The sequence below is a fragment of the Alteromonas sp. AWJ4_197 genome, from assembly GCF_056160285.1.
Genome location: NZ_JBSWWW010000004.1, coordinates 467,951 through 486,982 on the forward strand (window position 1 = coordinate 467,951; position 19,032 = coordinate 486,982).

Annotated in this window: 19 protein-coding genes; 7 read left to right on the top strand and 12 right to left on the bottom strand. The window is 49.7% G+C overall.

What is annotated here, in order from left to right:
* Positions 1–64: 64 nt before the first annotated feature.
* Together ACXAGC_RS11245 and ACXAGC_RS11250 are read right to left on the bottom strand one after the other, a co-directional pair.
* Positions 65–1,183, bottom strand: a complete 1,119-nt coding sequence (locus ACXAGC_RS11245; RefSeq protein WP_474844464.1) for a FecR family protein — start codon at positions 1,181–1,183, stop codon at positions 65–67.
* A complete protein-coding gene (locus ACXAGC_RS11250; RefSeq protein ID WP_474844465.1) occupies positions 1,149–1,715 on the bottom strand; it encodes an RNA polymerase sigma factor in 567 nt (188 codons plus the stop codon). The genes ACXAGC_RS11245 and ACXAGC_RS11250 overlap by 35 nt, the downstream gene beginning before the upstream one ends.
* 397 nt (positions 1,716–2,112) lie before the next feature.
* Here ACXAGC_RS11250 and ACXAGC_RS11255 point away from each other — a divergent pair, with 397 nt between their 5' ends.
* Positions 2,113–3,999 (top strand): gamma-glutamyltransferase family protein, encoded by a 1,887-nt coding sequence (locus ACXAGC_RS11255; protein ID WP_474844466.1) that lies wholly within the window; start codon positions 2,113–2,115, stop codon positions 3,997–3,999.
* Between the two features lie 53 nt (positions 4,000–4,052).
* A complete protein-coding gene (gene ggt, locus ACXAGC_RS11260; protein WP_474844468.1) occupies positions 4,053–5,786 on the top strand; it encodes a gamma-glutamyltransferase in 1,734 nt (577 codons plus the stop codon).
* Between the two features lie 34 nt (positions 5,787–5,820).
* On the opposite strand, the gene ACXAGC_RS11265 is transcribed toward ggt, so the two are convergent.
* The 5 genes from ACXAGC_RS11265 to ACXAGC_RS11285 are packed head-to-tail and all read right to left on the bottom strand — an operon-like array spanning position 5,821 to position 12,089.
* The gene (locus ACXAGC_RS11265; RefSeq protein WP_474844469.1) at positions 5,821–7,152 is read right to left on the bottom strand and encodes a sensor histidine kinase; all 1,332 of its coding nucleotides are present in this window, start codon (positions 7,150–7,152) and stop codon (positions 5,821–5,823) included.
* A 33-nt stretch (positions 7,153–7,185) separates the two neighbouring features.
* Complete coding sequence (locus ACXAGC_RS11270; RefSeq protein ID WP_474844470.1) at positions 7,186–8,349, bottom strand: lipocalin-like domain-containing protein; 1,164 nt, start codon at positions 8,347–8,349, stop codon at positions 7,186–7,188.
* Positions 8,346–10,901 carry an FtsX-like permease family protein gene (locus tag ACXAGC_RS11275; protein WP_474844471.1) on the bottom strand — a complete coding sequence of 852 codons (2,556 nt, stop codon included), beginning with the start codon at positions 10,899–10,901 and terminating at the stop codon, positions 8,346–8,348. Before ACXAGC_RS11275 ends, ACXAGC_RS11270 begins: the two co-directional genes overlap by 4 nt.
* A gap of 3 nt (positions 10,902–10,904) precedes the next feature.
* Positions 10,905–11,555 (bottom strand): ABC transporter ATP-binding protein, encoded by a 651-nt coding sequence (locus ACXAGC_RS11280; RefSeq protein ID WP_474844472.1) that lies wholly within the window; start codon positions 11,553–11,555, stop codon positions 10,905–10,907.
* Between the two features lie 57 nt (positions 11,556–11,612).
* Positions 11,613–12,089 (bottom strand): CreA family protein, encoded by a 477-nt coding sequence (locus ACXAGC_RS11285; RefSeq protein ID WP_303574158.1) that lies wholly within the window; start codon positions 12,087–12,089, stop codon positions 11,613–11,615.
* A gap of 146 nt (positions 12,090–12,235) precedes the next feature.
* Between ACXAGC_RS11285 and ACXAGC_RS11290 the strand changes: the two genes are divergently transcribed.
* Positions 12,236–12,523, top strand: a complete 288-nt coding sequence (locus ACXAGC_RS11290) for a hypothetical protein (RefSeq protein WP_474844474.1) — start codon at positions 12,236–12,238, stop codon at positions 12,521–12,523.
* Positions 12,524–12,664: 141 nt separating this feature from the next.
* Here ACXAGC_RS11290 and ACXAGC_RS11295 read toward each other — a convergent pair whose 3' ends face one another.
* Positions 12,665–13,279: a LysE family translocator gene (locus ACXAGC_RS11295; protein ID WP_119501723.1), complete on the bottom strand. Its 615-nt coding sequence runs from the start codon at positions 13,277–13,279 to the stop codon at positions 12,665–12,667.
* A gap of 180 nt (positions 13,280–13,459) precedes the next feature.
* Here ACXAGC_RS11295 and ACXAGC_RS11300 point away from each other — a divergent pair, with 180 nt between their 5' ends.
* Genes ACXAGC_RS11300 through ACXAGC_RS11315 form a run of 4 tightly spaced genes read left to right on the top strand, consistent with a single transcriptional unit; the run spans position 13,460 to position 15,745 of the window.
* Complete coding sequence (locus ACXAGC_RS11300; protein WP_474844475.1) at positions 13,460–13,807, top strand: ArsC family reductase; 348 nt, start codon at positions 13,460–13,462, stop codon at positions 13,805–13,807.
* Entirely contained in the window at positions 13,807–14,934 is a 1,128-nt protein-coding gene (dapE, locus tag ACXAGC_RS11305) for a succinyl-diaminopimelate desuccinylase (protein WP_119501725.1), read from the top strand. Before ACXAGC_RS11300 ends, dapE begins: the two co-directional genes overlap by 1 nt.
* Positions 14,931–15,605 (top strand): M15 family metallopeptidase, encoded by a 675-nt coding sequence (locus ACXAGC_RS11310; RefSeq protein ID WP_474844477.1) that lies wholly within the window; start codon positions 14,931–14,933, stop codon positions 15,603–15,605. Before dapE ends, ACXAGC_RS11310 begins: the two co-directional genes overlap by 4 nt.
* A complete protein-coding gene (locus ACXAGC_RS11315; protein ID WP_119501727.1) occupies positions 15,602–15,745 on the top strand; it encodes a DUF2897 family protein in 144 nt (47 codons plus the stop codon). The genes ACXAGC_RS11310 and ACXAGC_RS11315 overlap by 4 nt, the downstream gene beginning before the upstream one ends.
* A 17-nt stretch (positions 15,746–15,762) precedes the next feature.
* Here ACXAGC_RS11315 and ACXAGC_RS11320 read toward each other — a convergent pair whose 3' ends face one another.
* The 4 genes from ACXAGC_RS11320 to ACXAGC_RS11335 all read right to left on the bottom strand — a co-directional run bounded on the left by ACXAGC_RS11320 (position 15,763) and on the right by ACXAGC_RS11335 (position 18,916).
* Entirely contained in the window at positions 15,763–16,086 is a 324-nt protein-coding gene (locus ACXAGC_RS11320) for a heavy metal-binding domain-containing protein (RefSeq protein WP_119501728.1), read from the bottom strand.
* Positions 16,083–16,499, bottom strand: coding sequence for an HIT domain-containing protein (locus ACXAGC_RS11325; RefSeq protein WP_474844479.1), 417 nt, complete (start codon positions 16,497–16,499; stop codon positions 16,083–16,085). The genes ACXAGC_RS11320 and ACXAGC_RS11325 overlap by 4 nt, the downstream gene beginning before the upstream one ends.
* On the bottom strand, positions 16,492–17,529 hold the full coding sequence (astE, locus tag ACXAGC_RS11330; RefSeq protein ID WP_474844481.1) for a succinylglutamate desuccinylase: 1,038 nt from the start codon (positions 17,527–17,529) through the stop codon (positions 16,492–16,494). The genes ACXAGC_RS11325 and astE overlap by 8 nt, the downstream gene beginning before the upstream one ends.
* Before the next feature lie 76 nt (positions 17,530–17,605).
* Positions 17,606–18,916, bottom strand: coding sequence for a putative bifunctional diguanylate cyclase/phosphodiesterase (locus tag ACXAGC_RS11335; protein WP_474844482.1), 1,311 nt, complete (start codon positions 18,914–18,916; stop codon positions 17,606–17,608).
* Positions 18,917–19,032: the final 116 nt, after the last annotated feature.

A 19,032-nucleotide genomic window follows, 5' to 3' on the forward strand; every position in this document is an offset into this window, starting at 1 on the left:
GGTACCCCTTAGATGAACAGGGCAAAACGCGTCATGCATCCAGTTAACAGCGGGGAAAGTCACGTTATATCGCCCCGGCATGTACAGATAACACGATTTCCGAGTCACCGACATAAGACACACTGAGCGGAAAAGCATGGGGCAGCACTTCGACCCACTGCTCCAGATTGCCGGTAAAAACAGTACCTGAGTAAAGAAACTCCTTGGCTTCCTCACCGGCGAAACGGATTTTAATTTTCGAGTAACGGTTAATATCTTCAACCACATACATGAGCTTTTCTTCCATGTATTGAAGCTTGCCGTCTTTCCATGCCAGGGATGCATTCACAGGAAACTCCGCAATATCAGAAAGGTATTCTTTGTCGTAATAGACCCGCTGCCCTGCCGTAAGATAGGCATCAATGGTATTACCGGTTTTGATTTCATTCTGCTCCGGTGCAATACTGATTTTGCCCTCAGCCACAATGACAACAACCCGCTCAGCCTGTTTGGAAATATTGAACTGCGTTCCCACAGCAGTAACAACACGGTTACCGGTGACCACGGAAAATGGTCTGTCAGCATCTTTTGCCACATCGAAATAAGCCTCCCCTCTTTCCAGCACGATCTGACGGCGGCTCTTGCTGTATGCCACCGAAACCAGGCTTTGGCCACCAAGAGTAATGATCGAACCGTCTTCCAGCAGCACTTCACGGTTTTGCCCGGTTGCAGATTCATAAACAGCAACGTCAACGGGATAGTTACCGCTGAAATCAGAAAGGTTGACGATAGCGATACAGAACAGTGCGGCATACACCAAAGACAAGGTGGATACCTGAAACGGCCGCCAGTCATATAATTTTTCAAGACTGAAAACGCTGAACGGACTGAAGGCGCGTTTTTTTGCCGGTTTTTTCCAGCTTTCTATCTTTTCTTCTCCGTCGTAATCATCAGCCAGCAAATCTCTGTCGTCCGGCCACACCAGGCCTTCCATATCACCTGACAGGTTCAGCACCTCTTCAACCCGTTCGTATTCGCGAATATTATCGGGCGATTCAGCCAGCCACTTTTGCCATTCATGAATCTTTTCCACGGCAATATTCGGGTCCTGCAATTCATAAAACCATTCGGTAGCGATCTCAAAACGTGTCCTGTTTTCAAAATTCACTTCAAATATCTCCTTGATGGCTGTCCAGTCTGTCACGGCAATATTCCGTGGCGCGGACAAGGTATTTTCTTACCATCCTGTCTGAAATATTCATCAGACTGGCAATTTCAGCGGATGACAGCCCGTGTAACCGGCTGAGCAAAAACGCTTTCCGGCACCTGGGAGGCAATTCATTGATAAATCCGGTCATCAGCTTGAGCTGTTCTTTTTTTAACGCATATTGCTCTTCGGACGGATGATTACTTTCAACAAACGTCAGTGGTTTGAATACAGTGTTGTGCTGCTTGGATCGCAGACGGTCGATAGCCAGATTAGATGCAATTTTAAATAGATAGGCTTTGAGGTAGCTGATTGCATCCGGTTTATCGAGATCCAGCAGTTTTACATAAGCTTCCTGAGCCACTTCGTGGGCATCGGCATCGGAGCGAAGCCTGGCTCTGAGAAACTTGATCAACGTATCATTATGCTGCCTGAACAAGTCAGCAATGATTTCTTTCTGACCTGTGATGGCTTTCTGACAAGGTAGCGCAGCTTCTTCCAGTTCGTGTTTTTCTATGGCTCTTCCCATAAGCGCCTTCTTCTCAGTTTATAACGGACAATGACTAAGACGGTGATGTCCCGGTCAGCGGAACTTTTTTATGAAAAAAAGTGAAAATCCGTCAACACAGTTGCGGATATGTCCTGAAAAGAAAGTATGCCGGTACACGGAGACTGGCAGAGGATAAAACGGACAATGATTATTATTCAGAAGCAGGCAAGTTTCTGATTACCTGATAACTTTTGCATGCAGGCCACTGCGGGGTCAAGGTCTTTCTGCATCCATAGCGGGTGATTTCTGAGTGCTGATAACGAATGAACAGATAACGCCCGTCTGCAAACACACACATTTATTCACACTGAGTGGTTCCGGAATTACCGGCACAGACGTTATAGCCATTTTCTCCAGGTAACCGGAACCTTCAACCATGACAGCCAGGCAAAAATTGTTTTCATTCCGCTTTCCAAAGCGCCAACTCATCCGTACTTTGACTCTCTCACTGGCAATCGGCTTAACCGGCACAGTCGTAACTCCCGCAAACGCTCAGGAAGCGGCTTATCCGCTGCAGATGAGCAGTTCCCGCACTATCCACCGTCCGGAAGTGCCGGGACCAAACGGCCTGGTGACAGCGGGACACCCTCTGGCATCCATGTCAGGACTGAAAATTCTCATGGATGGCGGCAATGCGGTTGATGCTTCTGTTGCGGTACTCGCTACTTTAAATGTGGTACGCCCGCAAATGTCAGGCGCCGGCGGCAATGGATTTGCTACCTACTATGATGCAGCAACAGATAAAGTGTGGTCGCTTAGTGCCACTGGCGCAGCCCCCCTTGCACTGGACGCAGCTTCACTTGAACCGGAACAGTTAAATAAAGGGATCCACGCAGGGGCTGTTCCCGGCCTTTTTGGCGGATGGATCAGCATGCTGCAGAAATACGGCACCAGGAGCCTTGCTGAAGTGCTGGCGCCGGCTATTGAATATGCCGAAAAGGGGCATCCGCTGGAAGCATCGGTTTCCAAAGCAATCAGTTACGATGAAGATTTGTACCGCACCATTCCTACCAGTGCGGATATGTTGTTGCCGGGCGGGAAAGTGCCGGCAGCGGGCGAACTGTTCTACATGAAAGATCTCGCCGCCACTTTCAAAAAAGTCACAGCAGCAGAAGCCTCGGCACTTGCACAGGGAAAATCCAGAACTGAAGCACTTCAGGCCGCATTTGACCGTTTTTATAAGGGCGATATCGCTAAGGAAATGGCCCGTTTTTATCAGCAAAATGGCGGTGAGTTCACTGAAGAGGATTTCGCTGCCTATCAACCACAATGGGTAAACCCCGTGCATGTGAATTACCGTGGCTATGATATTTACACCTCCACTCCGACCTCACGGGGAGGTCTTGAAGTCGCCATGCAACTGAAACTGGTTGAAGCTTTTGACCTCAGTCAATATGCCCCGGATGACCCCCGCGTCACCCACATTCTTGCTGAAGCCATTAAGCTGGCGAAAAGTGATGTTTATCATTTCGTGGCCGACCCGAACAAATTTACGATTCCGCTGGAAGGTTTACTCTCTGATGAATATATCGCCTCACGCGTCTCTTTACTGAAGCCTGCTGAAGCAATGACATTTCCTGATCACGGTGCACCGCCGGGGAATGCGCAGTCATCAGCTTATCTGGCTTCTCTTGAAGGGCCGTTACTGGTAGATGCCAGCCGCGAGAAATCCTTCGCCGGAAGTACCACAAGTTTCTCAGTCATGGATAAAGCAGGCAACGTCGTTGCAATGACGCCTACCCACGGCGGTGCGTTCGGAACGGGCGTTGTTGTAGGCTCTACAGGTTTAACATTTAACAACGGCACGCGGATCGGCTCCACGTCACCCTACCCTGACGATATTAACTACGCCCGTGGTGGTCAGATCCCTATTCTGAATAACTCCCCGGTTATTGTCATGAAAGATGGAAAATTTCTGATGGCACTTGGCACACCGGGCGGTGAAACCATTGGTCAGACACAGTTTCAGGTGCTGGTAAATGTGCTGGATTTTGGTATGGGTGTTCAGGAAGCCATTGAAGCACTGCGATTCAGCATGTTTGCTGAACCTAATTTCTATAAAGCAGGTGCAAAAATTACCATGCGTATTGAAGACCGCATCCCTGTTGCTCAGTTTGAAGGCCTCAAAGAGCGGGGTCATGATGTCACTCTGGCGCCTTCTTATTCACTTGGCAGCATTCAGGCAATTCTGCGTCACCAGACCTTTGGCACTGTGACGGCCGGCGCAGATCCACGACGTGCCGCATATGCAGTAGGCTGGTAAATCCCGCTAAACAGTGTGAATTCTCCTAAAACAGTTTTACCAGGAACAAAAATATGAAAATCATCAGAAGCGGACTGAATCTCAGGCATGTCATTTTATCTGCAATGGTTCAGGCCAGTTTATTCACCACAGCTGTATATGCTGCAACCACAGAAATTCAGACATCAGAGAACGTGGTGTTACAGGAAATCCGGCCGGAAAAAGGCGGCCTGAACGGTGCAGTGGTATCTGAGCACCCGCTGGCTTCTCAGGTAGGCTACGACGTACTGAAAGCCGGTGGTAATGCCGTAGACGCCGCCGTATCAATGGCTGCGATGCTGTCGGTTGTCAGACCTCACATGAACAGCGTGGGCGGCGACACTTTCGCTTTGTTTTATGACGCTGAAACCGGTGAAATAACGGCACTGAACTCATCAGGCAAAGCCGCAGGACTTGCAGAACCGGGATTTTTCACATCGCAGGGTCTCGATAGACTGCCGTTTACCGGTCCGCTCACAGTGACCGTGCCGGGTACAGTGGCTTCATGGGAAGCCTCGCTTAAACGTTACGGTACAATCAGTCTGAGTGACGCACTGCAACCGGCTATCGAAGTGGCACGGGACGGCTTTATGGTCAGCACAACGTTAGCTGCAGATCTCGCCAAAGCCGGCCCGCGACTGAATGAAGCGGGCAAAGCGGTATTTTATCCCGCCGGTGCTCCATTAGAAGCTGGTTCAATACTGAAAAACCCTGATTTAGCCGGCAGCCTTTCTGCGATAGCGAAAGACGGCGCCTCAGTGATGTACGAAGGTAAGCTCGGACAAAAAATGGCAGCGTTTCTGGAAGCCGAAGGCAGTCCGCTGCGCGCTCCAGACTTTGCCAGTTTCAAACCTGAATGGACAACCGCGGTGGGTATGCCTTTTCAGGGTAAAAACGTGCACACGGTAAAGCCCAACTCCCAGGGCATTGTGCTTTTGCAAATGCTGACAATGGCCGGCAACATGCCACTTAAAGAGATGGGCCAGAATTCAGCCCCGCTGTTACATAATTTAATTGAAACCACCAAAATTGCTTTTGCCGACCGGGACCGCTGGGTGGCAGATCCGGCGTATGCTGACGTACCTGTTGACGGGTTACTCGATCCTGCTTACCTGAAAAATCGGGCTGCGCTTATCAGTGACAAAGCGAGCGCAGATTATATCTCAGGTTTATCTGTTCCCGATGATAAAGGAGCCTTACTGAACGAAGACGGCGATACTGTATTTTTGATGGTCGTGGATGAGAAAGGCAATGCTGTGAGTTGGGTTCAAAGCCTGTACTCCAGTTTTGGTTCAAACCTTATGGTGCCGGGAACAGGTATTGTACTGCACAACCGGGGGGCCGGTTTTTCATTGGAAGACGGACATCCGAACCAGATTGCGCCGGGTAAGCGACCTTTCCATACGTTGATGGCTGCCATGGTAACTGATGACAATGGCAAGTTTGAAATGACCATAGGCACGCCCGGTGGTTCAGGACAACCACAGTTTATTACTCAGGCGCTTATCAACAGCTATGTTTTTGATATGTCACCGCAACTGTCCATCGAATCCCCCCGCTACCGCATTGGCTCCGGTACTGCCGTGACTTTAGATGAACGCCTGCCTGACAGTGTGATCCGCTCCCTGACTGAACAGGGTCACTACATCACACTGAGTGAAAGCTGGGTGGCCAATTTTGGTAGTCTGCAAATTATCCGCCGTTTACCCAATGGCGTGTTGCGTACCGGTGCAGATATGCGCCGTGAAGCAACCGCGCTGGCGTGGTAACAAAGATTAATCAATCACTGCCGGTGTGGTCTTTTCAGCCCGCCGGCAGAGTTATTGTGAAGCGGGTACCTTTAAAAGGTGTTTGTACTGTCCGTCCCGATGGCGGCGATTCGGCGGTGATCTTTCCACCGAAACTGGTGACAAAGGTTTTCACAATATTCAGTCCGTAGCCAATGCCCAGTTCAGACTCTGTTCCCATAGAAGACACGTTCTTTTCCACGGTGAACAAGCGGGCAAGTTTTTCTCCCTCAATGCCGGTTCCTTCGTCTTCCAGAGTAATGGCAACGGTATCGCCCTTCTCTTCTGCATCCAGCCTGATGGTGCCGTTGTGATAGGAAAACTTCACTGCGTTGGACAGCAAATTCGCCATAACCTGATGGGTAAACAAACCGGGATCCACGTTAATCCGGATTTTCGACAACTTCTCTTCGTCATAGGTAAACGTGAGGGATTTATGCTGCAGTTTCATCTCAAATAACGATGATAACAGGCCGACACAATCAGCCAGGCTGCAGGGTTGCTTTTTAATTTCAAGGGATTCATTGGCCAGCAAATACATTTGCTGAACACGCTTTGTCATATCGGTCAGTGACTGGCAGGCAACATCAATATTATCAATATAATGTTCCGGTTCTCCCTGCCGGGTTTTCAGCGCCCAGCTGGCTGCATTGATACTGGCTACCGGCGTGCTCATGTCGTGGGTCAGTACCTTTAGTAACATACTGATGTTAGCGTTCTGGGCAGACAGTTTCCGCTCGTATCGTTGCTGCATGATCAGATGAGCATACATCATGGTGGTGTTGATAAATATCCAGCCGAACACCATCAGCGACTGGAAAACCGGCGACATGATACCGTCACCACTGCCCGGGAAATTAAAGCCATTTATGTCCATAAGAAGCAGCACCAGACATACGCTGGTGGTGAGTGTTGCCCAAAGCACCAAGCCCCGCATGCCGGAGATGATCCCCGCCAGGCTTGGCAAAATTCCGAACCAGATCAAAATATGGCTGTTGAATCCCCCGGAATAAAACGCTGAAACCAGTTGGTGGCTCATGCCTGCCAGCAACATGATGTTAGAAATTAAAAAGACGCGGTTAGAGAACCGGTAAAATAACGGACTGACCAAATGCACGATGGATGCAACAAGGCTGATAACCTTGGGAGCCGTGCTGCTCATAAAAATGAATGACACTGCGACATAAGCCCACATGAGAACACCGGTGCACAACACGGTAATAAGATGCGCGTGGATAACTCTGGGATCGAGGTCGTTTTTTTTCAGCCTGACGGCGGCGATGTAATCGAAAATGTGCCAGTAGAGTTTACGCAGGACACCTTGAGACTCAGTTCGTTTTACAGACATCGTATTTCAGTTATGATTAACGAATAATCTAATTTACGGGTTTTGCCCCGTTAATTCCATAAATCCCTGCCCTGAATGTGTACCTTCTACATTCACCCTGCCTTCATAGTAGGAAAAGCGTCCTTCGTTCCACTGACCGGGCTTGAACGGACTGATTGTCACATCAAGATTTTTTGACGGGATCTTCATGTTCCATCGAACCTGAGCCGTACGGCCATGGAACATTTCGGATCCGTCCGGAACCAGGGATAAATCATCCTGCGACAAAGTTTCAGAGCGTCCGTCAGCAAAAATATAGGTGCCGGTAACATAAGGGGCCAGATTGTTAACATGCATTCTGAACGCCATCACTTTATCACCATTGTCCAGATGCAGTGAAAACCAGTCCCAGCCTAAGGCATCGTCACTGGCCAGCTGGCTGCTCCATTCATGATCGAACCAGCCAGCCCCTGTCACTTCCGTCTTTTCACCGCGACTGTTTATCACCCCGTTTGCCTGAATAAATGGCTGACTGTAGTAATAAGACCGGTATTGCTCACTGGCTGATTTGGTGCTGTAGCCCTGCAGTCCGTGAAGCACGGGGGGACCATTTGCGGTCAGACTGAGGGATATATCCGTATGCCGGTTTATGGTGAATTTGAGCTCAGACGGGGTAAGTGCAATCCCTTGTGCCTGCCAGCGCCAGTTGTCAATATAGGCACTGAACGGTGCTGTTGTGACACCGGCCATACCGGTGCCACCGGCAGCGAAACGCTCTTCAAACTCATGACTGGCAGCACTGTGCAGGGAGGCATGCCCCATCCACCATTGGTTATCCGCCCAGTTATTTGGCTCAAATCCGTCATTAATGAATCTGAAGAGTGTGAATTGCAGCCCGTATTCGTCCGGTCCGGAGCCGGCCTCAGGTTTTGCGTCCTCCAGTATGAATGTGAGATACCACCATTCGAGGCGAAATGCCGGGTGACTGCCATGCTCATCAGGCAGAACGACAGGCCTGTCAGCGCTGACTGTTGCACTTTGAGGAAGTTTCCGGCTTTCAGGCATATTCAGACCGCTGAAAATGCCACCGGCGTTCGCTGTGTTACCGTCCTCCTCAGCACCTGAATCACCGGAACGGGTTATCATCTGAAACGCTGGCAGGGTGACCAGAAACAACGCAAAACTGATTATCAGCACAAGTGCAGCCTGCTTTCTCACAGCCCTTCCTCCTGCCTGAGATCCACTTTTGCGTTCATTTTTCCCAGAGGCAATAACAGAATAATAAACACTACAGCCATGCTAAGCATAAGACCGGACAGCAAAACGTCCACCGACACATTCAGCGGATAAACCCAGTAGAACGCGTAACGGTTTACCTGAAAAATAAATACATGAGCCAGTACAATACCAGCCGGCAATGCCATTAACCCGGCCAGCAAGCACAGCAACATATATTGGAATATCAGTACCAGTCGTAATCGCCACTGACCAACCCCCATGGCCCTCAGCACATTCAGTTCAGGACGGAGATCAAGAGTGAGCACACTGACAGAAATGGCAAAAGCGAGACCGGCCACCAGCAGGGTTGCCACGTTCAGCGCATCGGTAACGACAAAAGTACGGTCGAAAGTGGCCATAGAACGGGTGATCAGTTCACCGGTAAAATACAGTGTTCCGGCACTGGCCAGTACGCTCAAATCCGGTTTCTGCCCGGAAATGGCATGAGGTTCATAATAAATCGCCGAAAGTCCGGCATACCCAGACGGCGGTGAAAATGCCGGCAAAGGCAATAAAAGCTGCGCTTGAGGATTGCCATAATCCGGATAAATTCCGGCAATCAAAAAGGCGTCACCGGATGTTTTGTCATAGAGGCTGACCAGGGTGCCATCATCAGTTTGAATGTCGCTTAATACCACACTGTCGCCGGGCTTGATATTTAGCCGGAATGCCAGTTGCTGATTAACAAAAATCCCTTCCCGGGATACAAACTGTGACCACGCCTGCTCAGCGGATGAATATAATGCAAGGCTTTTACGGGCAATGTCGTCAACCGGAAAACTCTTCACTGAAACCGCCAGGCGTCTTTCAGTTGAAGGTACATTAAGACCAATAATGCCCCGCCCTTCATAGACTGAACGGGTTTGAACCTCATCGTCAATCAATTCCGGAGGTGACGGAGCGTCTGAATAAAAGTATGCCGGTGCGGACAACCGCTGCATCAGCCAGTCTTCAGTGGCCTGCCTGAAACTGTCTGTCATCACATTCATGCCGGTATTCGCGGTGAGAGCGATAAAAAATGCACAAACTGCCAGTTTACTCTTTGCAGAAAGGCGGTGCGTGCCCGCTGCCACATAAGACATTACCGGCATTGAAGACGGCACCAGCCTGCAAACCATTGCGGTGAGTGCCGGCAACCACAGGATTATCAGCATACAGCCACTTAATAACACTGCGCCAGTGCTCACCAGCGCGGTCAGCGTACTGTCTGCATTAAAAACAAAACCTGCCGCAATGCCAGTGACTATTACTGTAGTAAACAGGCGCCCGGCAACAGACAGTGTTGACTGACCCTCACTGAAACGACGCAGAGACAGTGCACCGGATAGCTGTTTAACCGGAATAGCAAAAAAAATCGCCAGCGCAATCACGCTGATAAGCCAGGCCAGCAACACCATCTGCACAATAAAAGGTGAAGGTGAAATAAATACCCCGTCGAACAGGCCGGCAAACACAGACTGCAACACCGGAGTCAAACCTCTGGTAAGCCCGAGCCCGCAAAACACGCCCGCCGGCGCGGCGATAAAACAATACAGAATAAGTTCTGCAAACAGTGCCGTGAGTATTGTCTGCTTTGCTGTACCCAGTTGCCTCAGCCGTATTATGGTTGCCAGCCTGGCGCGGTACATCAGCATGAGTGCATTTAAAATGATGAACAAGGCCACTACCGCCATGAGCATACCCATGGCCTGCAAGTTCAACCTGAAGCTGGCTGACAACGTGCCAGTTTCTGCCTGAACCGGCGGCGGTATAAAAGTAAGATGAGCAGGTAGTGCAGACTTTAGCTTTGCGATTTGTTGATTATCGGGGTCGCCTGCAACAATCAGTGCAGACAGAGGAGTGTTGTCAGGCGTAATCTCTTTCCGGTAAAAGTTTTGCAGACCAGTTACCAGTATATCCTCCTGCAGCCCCTGCACAGAGACAGGCTGCCGGACAGGCGTCCCATCGCCGTACAGTTCCTGATTGTCACAGGTAAAGCCTGTAATAAACCCCGGTGCAGCATAGCTGACAATGCCTGATGAATTTCCCCGGTTGCCGGGTTCAAATAATGCAGAACCACCGGAAGCACTGTTGAATGTGCGGGACTGAACAGTCGTGTCAGGTAGCGACATCAGGGCCGTTTCATCAATACCGGTCAGAGTGACAGTTTTTGCGTTTTTACCTTGCTTTCTGTCATTCCCGGTATCACCGCAGGAAAGTGTAATATCCCGCTCACTGATACCAATCAGACCGGTAAACCCCTGCTTTCTTAACCGGACATAGTCTTGTTTGGTTAACGGCTCAACGTCAGAGCGCGGCGACACCGTACCGGCAGCAAAAAAGCCGCGACTACCGGAAGCCAGCTCCCCCTGCCTTGCGCCTTCATTAATTAACCAGACGGCAGAGAGCCCGCCGGTGGCGACAAGTAATGCCATGAGAATAAGCAACGGCTGCCATGGCCGGGTCAGTGCCATTCTCAGAAAAACGTGAAGCACCGGAAACAAACCGTGCATCCCTCAGTCTTCCAGCTTTCCGTGACGTAACCAGCATTGCCTCTGCGCGAGAGCGGCCACTTCATTACTGTGTGTTACCACAACCAGCGTAGTATTCAGCTCACGGCACAATGCATATAAAGCAGAAGATACTTTCTCACTGTTGTCTTCATCCAGATTGCCGGTAGGTTCATCTGCCAGAATGAGGGAAGGTTTATGAACCAGAGCACGGGCAATGGCAACCCGTTGCTGCTCACCGCCTGAAAGTAAGGCGGCAGACTGACCGGCCAGCGCGCTGATCCCAAGCCGTTGCATTATGTACTGCTGATAATCAGGCTCCACATTGCCTTTTAACCTGGCGGTAAAGGCAATGTTATCTTCAACAGATAAACAACCCAGCAGATTGAAACTTTGAAAAACCACTCCCAAGTGTTCTCTGCGAAACCGGTCAGCCTGCTTCTCGCCCTTAAAAGGCAGAGTAACGTTGTGAACAGCAATGGAGCCGCTGTCCGGTTCATCAAAACCGGCAATCAGCGAGAGTAATGTAGACTTGCCGGAACCGGATGCGCCGCGGATACTGACAGACTGCCCGGTGTCCATTGATAAATTGAGATCGTCAATAACAGGCTTGTTGCCGTCACTGAACCGCTTACTGAGGTGGCGAATTTTCAACATGACTTTGCACTAACCCAGCATCTGAAAAGGTGTCCGGAAAGGTGAAGCACCGGAAAATCAGCGCCCGCCTTCATTGCTGTTTGCTGCAGCTACATGCGCCTGCGTACCCCACAGCGGCACAGTGGATAAACTATGTTTGAAACTGCCGGAAGTCTCTTTCGTAGAATATGCCAGATACATCAATGTCTGGTTTTCCGCGTCTAGAATGCGCCGGATTTTCATTGACTTAAACAGTATGCTTTTAGACTTGGTAAACAGCACATCGCCGTCTTTTCCCTTGTCGATTTTATCTATCATCTCACGGGTAATCGGGCCGGTCTGACGGCAGGCAATGGAACTGTCTGACGGGTCGGAGAAATCCAGATTGGCTTCAATACTGGAGACATGGCAAGTCACACCGGTGACCACAGGATCAGTAAAGGCGTCCAGCTTTATATCTTTGGTGGTGAAAACACCCAGCGACACATCGCCAACTTCATTTCTGTCACAGCCACTTAATAATAAAACGGCTATAATACTGACTATCACCCGCATACCTGCTCCCCCGGTTAAGTTCATAGTTTTCTGCATCTTAGTACTGTTAATTCAGTATGGCGGATTACACCGGCTATATTAAACCCTTTTCAGTTTGAACCAACCCTCAATTGTGCCGTATCAGAAGCAGCACTCAGGAGAATACCGTGAAACAACCATTACCTATGCAATTATTTGAGCTGTGGACACTGGCACCTCAGGTTATCGCCACCCGGTTAATGCAAATGGCCACCACGTCGTACCCGGCAAAAAAATCCGAAGTGCGTGAAATGAGTGAGATGTGGACAGAAAAGGTACAGGCCGTAGTCAGTGCCTGTCAGGCTGTAACGGCAGAATCCATGCGTTTTCAGACAAAGATTTTTTCCGCAGTTGTCAGTAATGCCATGACCCCTGCACTCATCCCGCAAACCGCAGCACAGGCAATGCTTCGCTAAGGGCCTGCGGCGGGTACGAAAATGACAGAGAAGCTGGTTCAGCCTTTTCACAAAAAAGTGAAGTCAAACGCCCGGCGTCTGCTGTAGCACCGGTCATCCGGTGCTTCAGCGTTGTGCCGCCGGATGTAAATAAAGAACGGTTTAGCCGGCTGCCAGCCAGATCCCCACACCGATCATCAGCGTGCCGGCAATCCGGTTCATCAACCTGACATTTCCGCTCTTCATCAACAGCGACCTCAACGAGCGGCCACCGGATGCATAAATTAGCAGGCAGGTGAATTCGAGCAGGAGAATAATCGCAATCAGGCTGACCAGCTGAGCTGCCAGCGGTGAGCCGGTATCAAGAAACGGTGGTAACAGCGCAACAAAAAATGCCCACCCTTTGGGGTTAGCAATGGCCGTGATAAACCCCTGCATAATTAACGCTTTTTCCGTGGCCTGGGCCGCACTGTCAGTGCTGATGGCCATTTTGCCCCGTGACATCCACATTTGTATGCCGGTATAGGCCAGATAAACCCCGCCGGCATATTTCAGTACGGTGAACACATCCGGATAATTTAATAACAGTGCTGCCACACCGGCGGCAGAAAGTGTTGCCACCAGACCGACGCCGGCCAGTTCTCCCAGCATCATCCACAGTGCCCGCTTAACGCCGATACTCATGCCCAGTGTCATCGCCAGCGTCATACACATACCCGGCGTCACAGAGACAAAGAAAAAGGTGGGAATAAAAACAGACAATAAGCCGGTGTTCATAAAATAATGTCCGCAAAAAAAGAGCATGGGAAATTGCCAGAAACCTTTGCAAAACGCAACGACGAGCCGGCAAAAATGAGGCAAATATACGCTTTGTCATGACCGTTTGCTCCTGCGCCGGTTGCGCCGGCCAGCACAGTTAATTAGACTGACCGGCAACGTATTATCACGATGAACACTATGAGCACTACTCTTTACGGTATCGGTAACTGCGATACCATCAAAAAAGCCAGAAAGTGGCTTGAACAGCAAAATATCCCTTTTACTTTTCACGATTACCGTAAAGACGGTCTGGACGAAGCCTGGCTTAAAGAAACAGAAAGTCATCTGGGCTGGGAAAACCTGCTGAATAAACGGGGCACTACTTTTCGTCAGTTGCCGGAAGAAGACAAAACAGATTTAACCCGTGATAAGGCTCTGAGCCTGTTACTGGCAAATCCGTCGATGATCAAACGCCCGGTGCTCATTCACAACAACAGCTACCATCTTGCTTTTAAACCTGCTCAGTATGAGGAGATTTTTGCCTGATGAGTACTGTTATCGATGTTGCCAAAAATCTGATCAACCGCCGCTCAGTCACACCTGAAGATGCCGGTTGTCAGGATTACATGAAAGCCTGGCTGGACGAGTCAGGTTTCAACCATGAAACCATGGTTTTCGACGATACGACGAATTTATGGTCCCGACGGGGAACTGAAGCTCCTCTTTTGTGCTTTGCCGGTCATACCGACGTTGTCCCAAGCGGGCCGGAATCAGCCTGGCAAACCCCGCCGTTTATCGCCACTGAAAAAGACGGCTATCTACATGGCCGCGGTGCAGCTGATATGAAAGGCAGTCTGGCAGCGATGATGGTCGCTACCCGCAGATTCGTTGCTGACTATCCAAATCACAAAGGCAGCATCGCCTACCTCATTACCAGTGACGAAGAAGGACCATTTATTAACGGCACCACCCGAGTTATCGACACGCTGGAAGCCCGGAACGAGAAAATTACCTGGTGCATCGTGGGCGAACCCTCCTCCACTTCACAGGTGGGAGATGTGGTGAAAAACGGCCGCCGTGGTTCTCTTACCGGTGATATGACAGTGAAAGGTATTCAGGGTCACGTGGCGTATCCGCATCTGGCTAAAAACCCGGTGCACGATGCCGCCCCTGCGCTGGCCAGCCTGAGTCAGGCACACTGGGACAACGGCAATGAATTCTTCCCGCCCACCAGTTTTCAAATCTCCAATATTCACGCAGGAACCGGTGCAGGCAATGTCATTCCCGGCACCTGTGAAGTGTGCTTTAACTTCCGCTTCTCAACAGAAGTCACCGACCGGGAATTAATTGAGCGGGTCACCACCATCCTGGATGGTCACGAACTGGATTACCATATCGACTGGACCTTTAACGGTCAGCCGTTCCTGACAGACTCCGGGGATCTGGTTGAGGCTACACAGGCTGCCATCAGTCACGTAACCGGCAGAGAAACGGAATTATCCACTGCCGGCGGTACCTCTGACGGCCGCTTTATAGCGCCAACCGGCGCACAGGTCGTTGAACTGGGTCCGGTGAATGCCACCATCCATAAAATCGACGAATGCGTATCGATGGCCGATCTGGAAACGCTGACTGATATTTATTACGACATCATGGTCAGGTTGCTGGCATGAGTATGACGGCATGGCTGGGTATTGATAATCCTTTTCTGGTTCCTCTTGATGATAAGTTCTCCATACACCGTGAGGTAAAGGAACCATGGCTTGCTTTGCAGCGGGCCGCACAGGAGGAAGGGCTCGATTGTCAGCTGGTCAGCAGTCACCGTGACTTTACCCGTCAGCTGGCGATCTGGAACAGAAAATGGCGTGGTGAAGCCACCTTGTATGATGCGCAGGGAAAGGCCCTCAATCACAGCGCCCTGTCCGATGATGAAAAAATTGATGCTATCCTGACCTGGTCAGCATTGCCCGGCGGCAGCCGTCATCACTGGGGATCAGATATTGACGTATTTGATAAACACGCAGTGAATGAATGGGGACAACCCTTCGAACTGGTGGACAGTGAATACCGTGAATCCGGTCCCTGCTTCGGACTGGCCTGCTGGATGGATGAAAATTTGCACCGCTTCGGTTTTTCACGCCCTTTTCTGGAAGACAGAGGCGGCGTGGCTGTGGAATTATGGCATCTGACTCACACGTCAACAGCCAGCACATTTGAACAACAACGCCGCGCAGATGCGCTGGCAGACGCCCTGAAACAGGCAGACATGGAAGGCAAAGAAGCAGTGCTCAAACGCATTGATTCACTGTTTGAGCGTTATGTACTGAATAAGGGGATAAGATGAGTACCGGATGGTTAATTCTCATCATTTTACTGGCCGCCGGCTTTATCATCGGCAACATTTTACTGCTTAAGTCGTCGTCAAAGTTCAGAGTACCGAAAGACTTCACGCCGCGAAAATGGGATGACGAAGAAGACAAATAATCGTCTTCTTTTCATTATTACCCGTTAACCCGTACGGCAGTGCCACTGATACTGACCATCAGCATACTGCCTTTTTCACCGATAACTTCATAGTCGATATCGATACCCACAACCGCATTTGCGCCCATGGCACGGGCTTCCTGCTCCAGCTCTGCGAAGGCCATTTTACGTGCTTTGGTGAGCTCGTCTTCATAGGAACCTGACCGCCCGCCGACGATATCGCGGATTGAAGCAAACAAATCTTTAAAAATGTTCGCGCCCATGACCGCCTCGCCGATGACGATACCGTGATATTGCGAAATGGTTTTACCTTCAATACCGGGTGTTGTTGTTAAAATCATCTTTTTTCCTCCGTTGAAAAAGCGTTTTTCAATGCTTCAATGCGTGCTGCCAGTTCACTGTCACCATAAGGTATAGCAGGCTGCCTTCCCCACACAGGCGCAGGCCAGGCGATATCCTCTTCATAACGGCAAATGTGATGAATATGCAGTTGCCTGACCACATTACCCAGTGCAGCAATGTTCAGTTTATAAGGCGCATACAATGAGGATAATACCTTACAACATAAGCGGGACTCCTGCACATACTGCTGCATTTGCCAGTCATCAAGCTCGTGTAACTCTGCCAGACCTTCGACACGGGGAACGAGGATAAGCCAGGGAAACTGACTGTCATTCATAAGCAGCACGCGGCAAAGTGGTAAATCGGTTACCAGCACCGTATCGTTTTGTAAGCGCTCGTCGAGTTTAAACATTAATGTACTCCAGTGAAGCCGGAACGACCGTGAGAATAGCACGCTGCCCGATAGCCACATTGGCGTTGGGGAACACCACCGCTTCGCCGTCCTGTTCAGCAAAATATTCTGCGCCGGTTTCAGATGCCAGCTTATCGCCTTCTGCAAAATCCATGAAATTGGGTGTATCGTCTGCAAAATGCAGTACAAAATCGTCTGCCTGCTTGTTGATCACCTGATTAACCAGGTAAATCACCATATCAGATAAATCGTCATTCAATGATATTTGCTGCTCACACACCAGCGAGATAAGCGCATTTCTCGCCTCTTCAAACCGCGCCATGTCGTTCTGACCAAAGGGCTGCACTTTTCCAAGCTCAACGGTAAACGAATGGGCGCCGTTATTCAGTGACGAGTGATAGCTGTAGGTAGTGGTCGGAGACTCTGAAAGTAAAATCGTTTTTACACCACAGGCCTTCATAAACGACAGTTGTTCACGGCTATAGGGTTTGCCATGGAGGAAAGGATACACTGCGAATTTTTCGTTTTTAGATTCACGGATAGCGGTGTGCAAATCATAGTGCAGTTTCTCAGCGTTATCTCCGGCATCAGCGTAGAATGCCGCCATGGTATCTTCAAGTTGCTTCGCTCTGATACGCTCATCATTCACAAGCCCTTCTCCGGCTGAATGCGCGCCACAAAACAGCCGGTTCATATTTTCTTCGGTGAAGCGTTTCGCAATGGCCATAGCGTCCAGGTTCCCGAATTGGAACAGCACCGCATGGGCAGGAACAAGAGAACCGGTGAACAGGCGTTTTACCATGTCATCACAGATTTCAATGGGGGCGGTTTCATTGCCGTGAACACCGGAGGAAAGCACAATGTATTTACTGTCAGCATTAAGTGTTTGAGGGTAAAAAGCGACAATGCCGGGCGCAACGATGTGAACACGCACACCGTTTTCAAGTTTCAAAGTCTGAGGTTTAACAATATCAGAAGAAAAACGGGAGAGATTGAGAAAATCGCCGTGGGCGAGCAAGCGGGTACGCATGGATATCCTGTCGTTTATGCAATTAATACCGCAGGATTCTATCTATTGTGCAGCTAAAAAGCCAAACATGACCGGTTTATACCAGCATCCTGCGTAAAGGAGAGTCACCAATCATAATATCCTGGTGGGCAAGACTGATAAATTCATTAAGCGGTACAGCTCGGGAAAACAGATATCCCTGGCCTGTCAGAATGCCTATTTCTCTTAAGGTATGCAGCTGTTCCGTTGTTTCCACCCCTTCTGCAATCACCTGGCAATTTTTTGCTTTGCCGATAATTTTAGCCGCTTCAATAATGGCACGGTTCACCGGGTTATCCCCCAGTTCCATCACAAAAGACTTATCAATTTTGAGAGCATCAATGTTCAGTTCCCGGATAAACGCCAGGTTGGAATAGCCTTTTCCGAAATCATCCACCGCAATGCCAATACCCAGCGCACCCAGCTCATGCAGTTGCTTTTTCACCATCAATGAGTTCGACAGGGCAACGTCTTCTGTCAATTCCAGTTCAAAACGGCTGAGATCCAGTGTGTATTTATCTCTGAGACGGACCAGCGCGGGAATGAGTTTACTGTCGTACAGCTGTGTCGGCGAAATGTTCACCGACAATGAAACATTCAGGCCCTGCGCATCCAGTTTCACCATGTTCTGAAATGCCTGCTCGAAGGTCCAGTAAGCCAGTTCATTCATCATGTTGTAGGATTCTGCGGCTTCAATCAGCGGGCCCGGAAACAACACACCATCCAGCGGATGATTCCAGCGTAACAGACATTCTGCACCGGTAATTTGCAGCGTATTCAGATCGACCTGAGGCTGGAAATACAACTCCAGCTCATTTTGTTGCAGTGCCCGCTTGAGATCGGCTTTCAGTGCAAGACTGCGTCCTGTCTCCGCCTTTTCATCCATGGACATAACATGGAAGTTTTCATACTTATTTTCTTTCGCCTGCTTGAGGGCAGCCTCTGCACGGGAAACAAACGCAGTAATATCGAACTTCTCCTGCTTACCACTGACCGCCCCGACATTAAAATCAGCAATAAAAGCATGATTGCCGTGATGCATAGGGGTTTTGAAGTGTTCGACGATATGCTCAAACGTAGCACGTAGTTCTTTCTGTTTGATTTTGTCAGGAAAAACGATACCGAAAACATCACCGCTGATGCGGCCGAAACCCAAGGGTTCATCAAAGAGCAAAATGATCCGGTTCGCGATTTCCAGCAAAAACTGGTCTGCGACATTGATACCAAGACTGGTGGTCACGTCGGAAAAACGCACCACATCGATAAGCATCAGGGAGACATGCTTATGTTTTTCCGCACATTGCTCTATGGTATCGATAAAGGCATAGCGGTTTGGAATTGTCGCCAAACTTTGATGTAGACGGCTCATATAAGGAGGCAATCCGGTCACTGAAATTTTCTTTTATTATTATTTATCTATAAAAACATGCGGGAGCCAGTCCCGCAACCATTCTTTTGTATTGACGCATATATAAGAAAGTACAT

What these genes read in the sequence shown, in the direction of transcription:
- ACXAGC_RS11250 (WP_474844465.1), bottom strand. Translation starts at nt 1,715, where the DNA reads ATGGGAAGAGCCATAGAAAAACACGAACTGGAAGAAGCTGCGCTACCT.
- ACXAGC_RS11255 (WP_474844466.1), top strand. Translation starts at nt 2,113, where the DNA reads ATGACAGCCAGGCAAAAATTGTTTTCATTCCGCTTTCCAAAGCGCCAA.
- ggt (WP_474844468.1), top strand. Translation starts at nt 4,053, where the DNA reads ATGAAAATCATCAGAAGCGGACTGAATCTCAGGCATGTCATTTTATCT.
- ACXAGC_RS11265 (WP_474844469.1), bottom strand. Translation starts at nt 7,152, where the DNA reads ATGTCTGTAAAACGAACTGAGTCTCAAGGTGTCCTGCGTAAACTCTAC.
- ACXAGC_RS11275 (WP_474844471.1), bottom strand. Translation starts at nt 10,901, where the DNA reads ATGCACGGTTTGTTTCCGGTGCTTCACGTTTTTCTGAGAATGGCACTG.
- ACXAGC_RS11280 (WP_474844472.1), bottom strand. Translation starts at nt 11,555, where the DNA reads ATGTTGAAAATTCGCCACCTCAGTAAGCGGTTCAGTGACGGCAACAAG.
- ACXAGC_RS11285 (WP_303574158.1), bottom strand. Translation starts at nt 12,089, where the DNA reads ATGCGGGTGATAGTCAGTATTATAGCCGTTTTATTATTAAGTGGCTGT.
- ACXAGC_RS11295 (WP_119501723.1), bottom strand. Translation starts at nt 13,279, where the DNA reads ATGAACACCGGCTTATTGTCTGTTTTTATTCCCACCTTTTTCTTTGTC.
- ACXAGC_RS11300 (WP_474844475.1), top strand. Translation starts at nt 13,460, where the DNA reads ATGAGCACTACTCTTTACGGTATCGGTAACTGCGATACCATCAAAAAA.
- dapE (WP_119501725.1), top strand. Translation starts at nt 13,807, where the DNA reads ATGAGTACTGTTATCGATGTTGCCAAAAATCTGATCAACCGCCGCTCA.
- ACXAGC_RS11310 (WP_474844477.1), top strand. Translation starts at nt 14,931, where the DNA reads ATGAGTATGACGGCATGGCTGGGTATTGATAATCCTTTTCTGGTTCCT.
- ACXAGC_RS11315 (WP_119501727.1), top strand. Translation starts at nt 15,602, where the DNA reads ATGAGTACCGGATGGTTAATTCTCATCATTTTACTGGCCGCCGGCTTT.
- ACXAGC_RS11320 (WP_119501728.1), bottom strand. Translation starts at nt 16,086, where the DNA reads ATGATTTTAACAACAACACCCGGTATTGAAGGTAAAACCATTTCGCAA.
- ACXAGC_RS11325 (WP_474844479.1), bottom strand. Translation starts at nt 16,499, where the DNA reads ATGTTTAAACTCGACGAGCGCTTACAAAACGATACGGTGCTGGTAACC.
- astE (WP_474844481.1), bottom strand. Translation starts at nt 17,529, where the DNA reads ATGCGTACCCGCTTGCTCGCCCACGGCGATTTTCTCAATCTCTCCCGT.
- ACXAGC_RS11335 (WP_474844482.1), bottom strand. Translation starts at nt 18,916, where the DNA reads ATGAGCCGTCTACATCAAAGTTTGGCGACAATTCCAAACCGCTATGCC.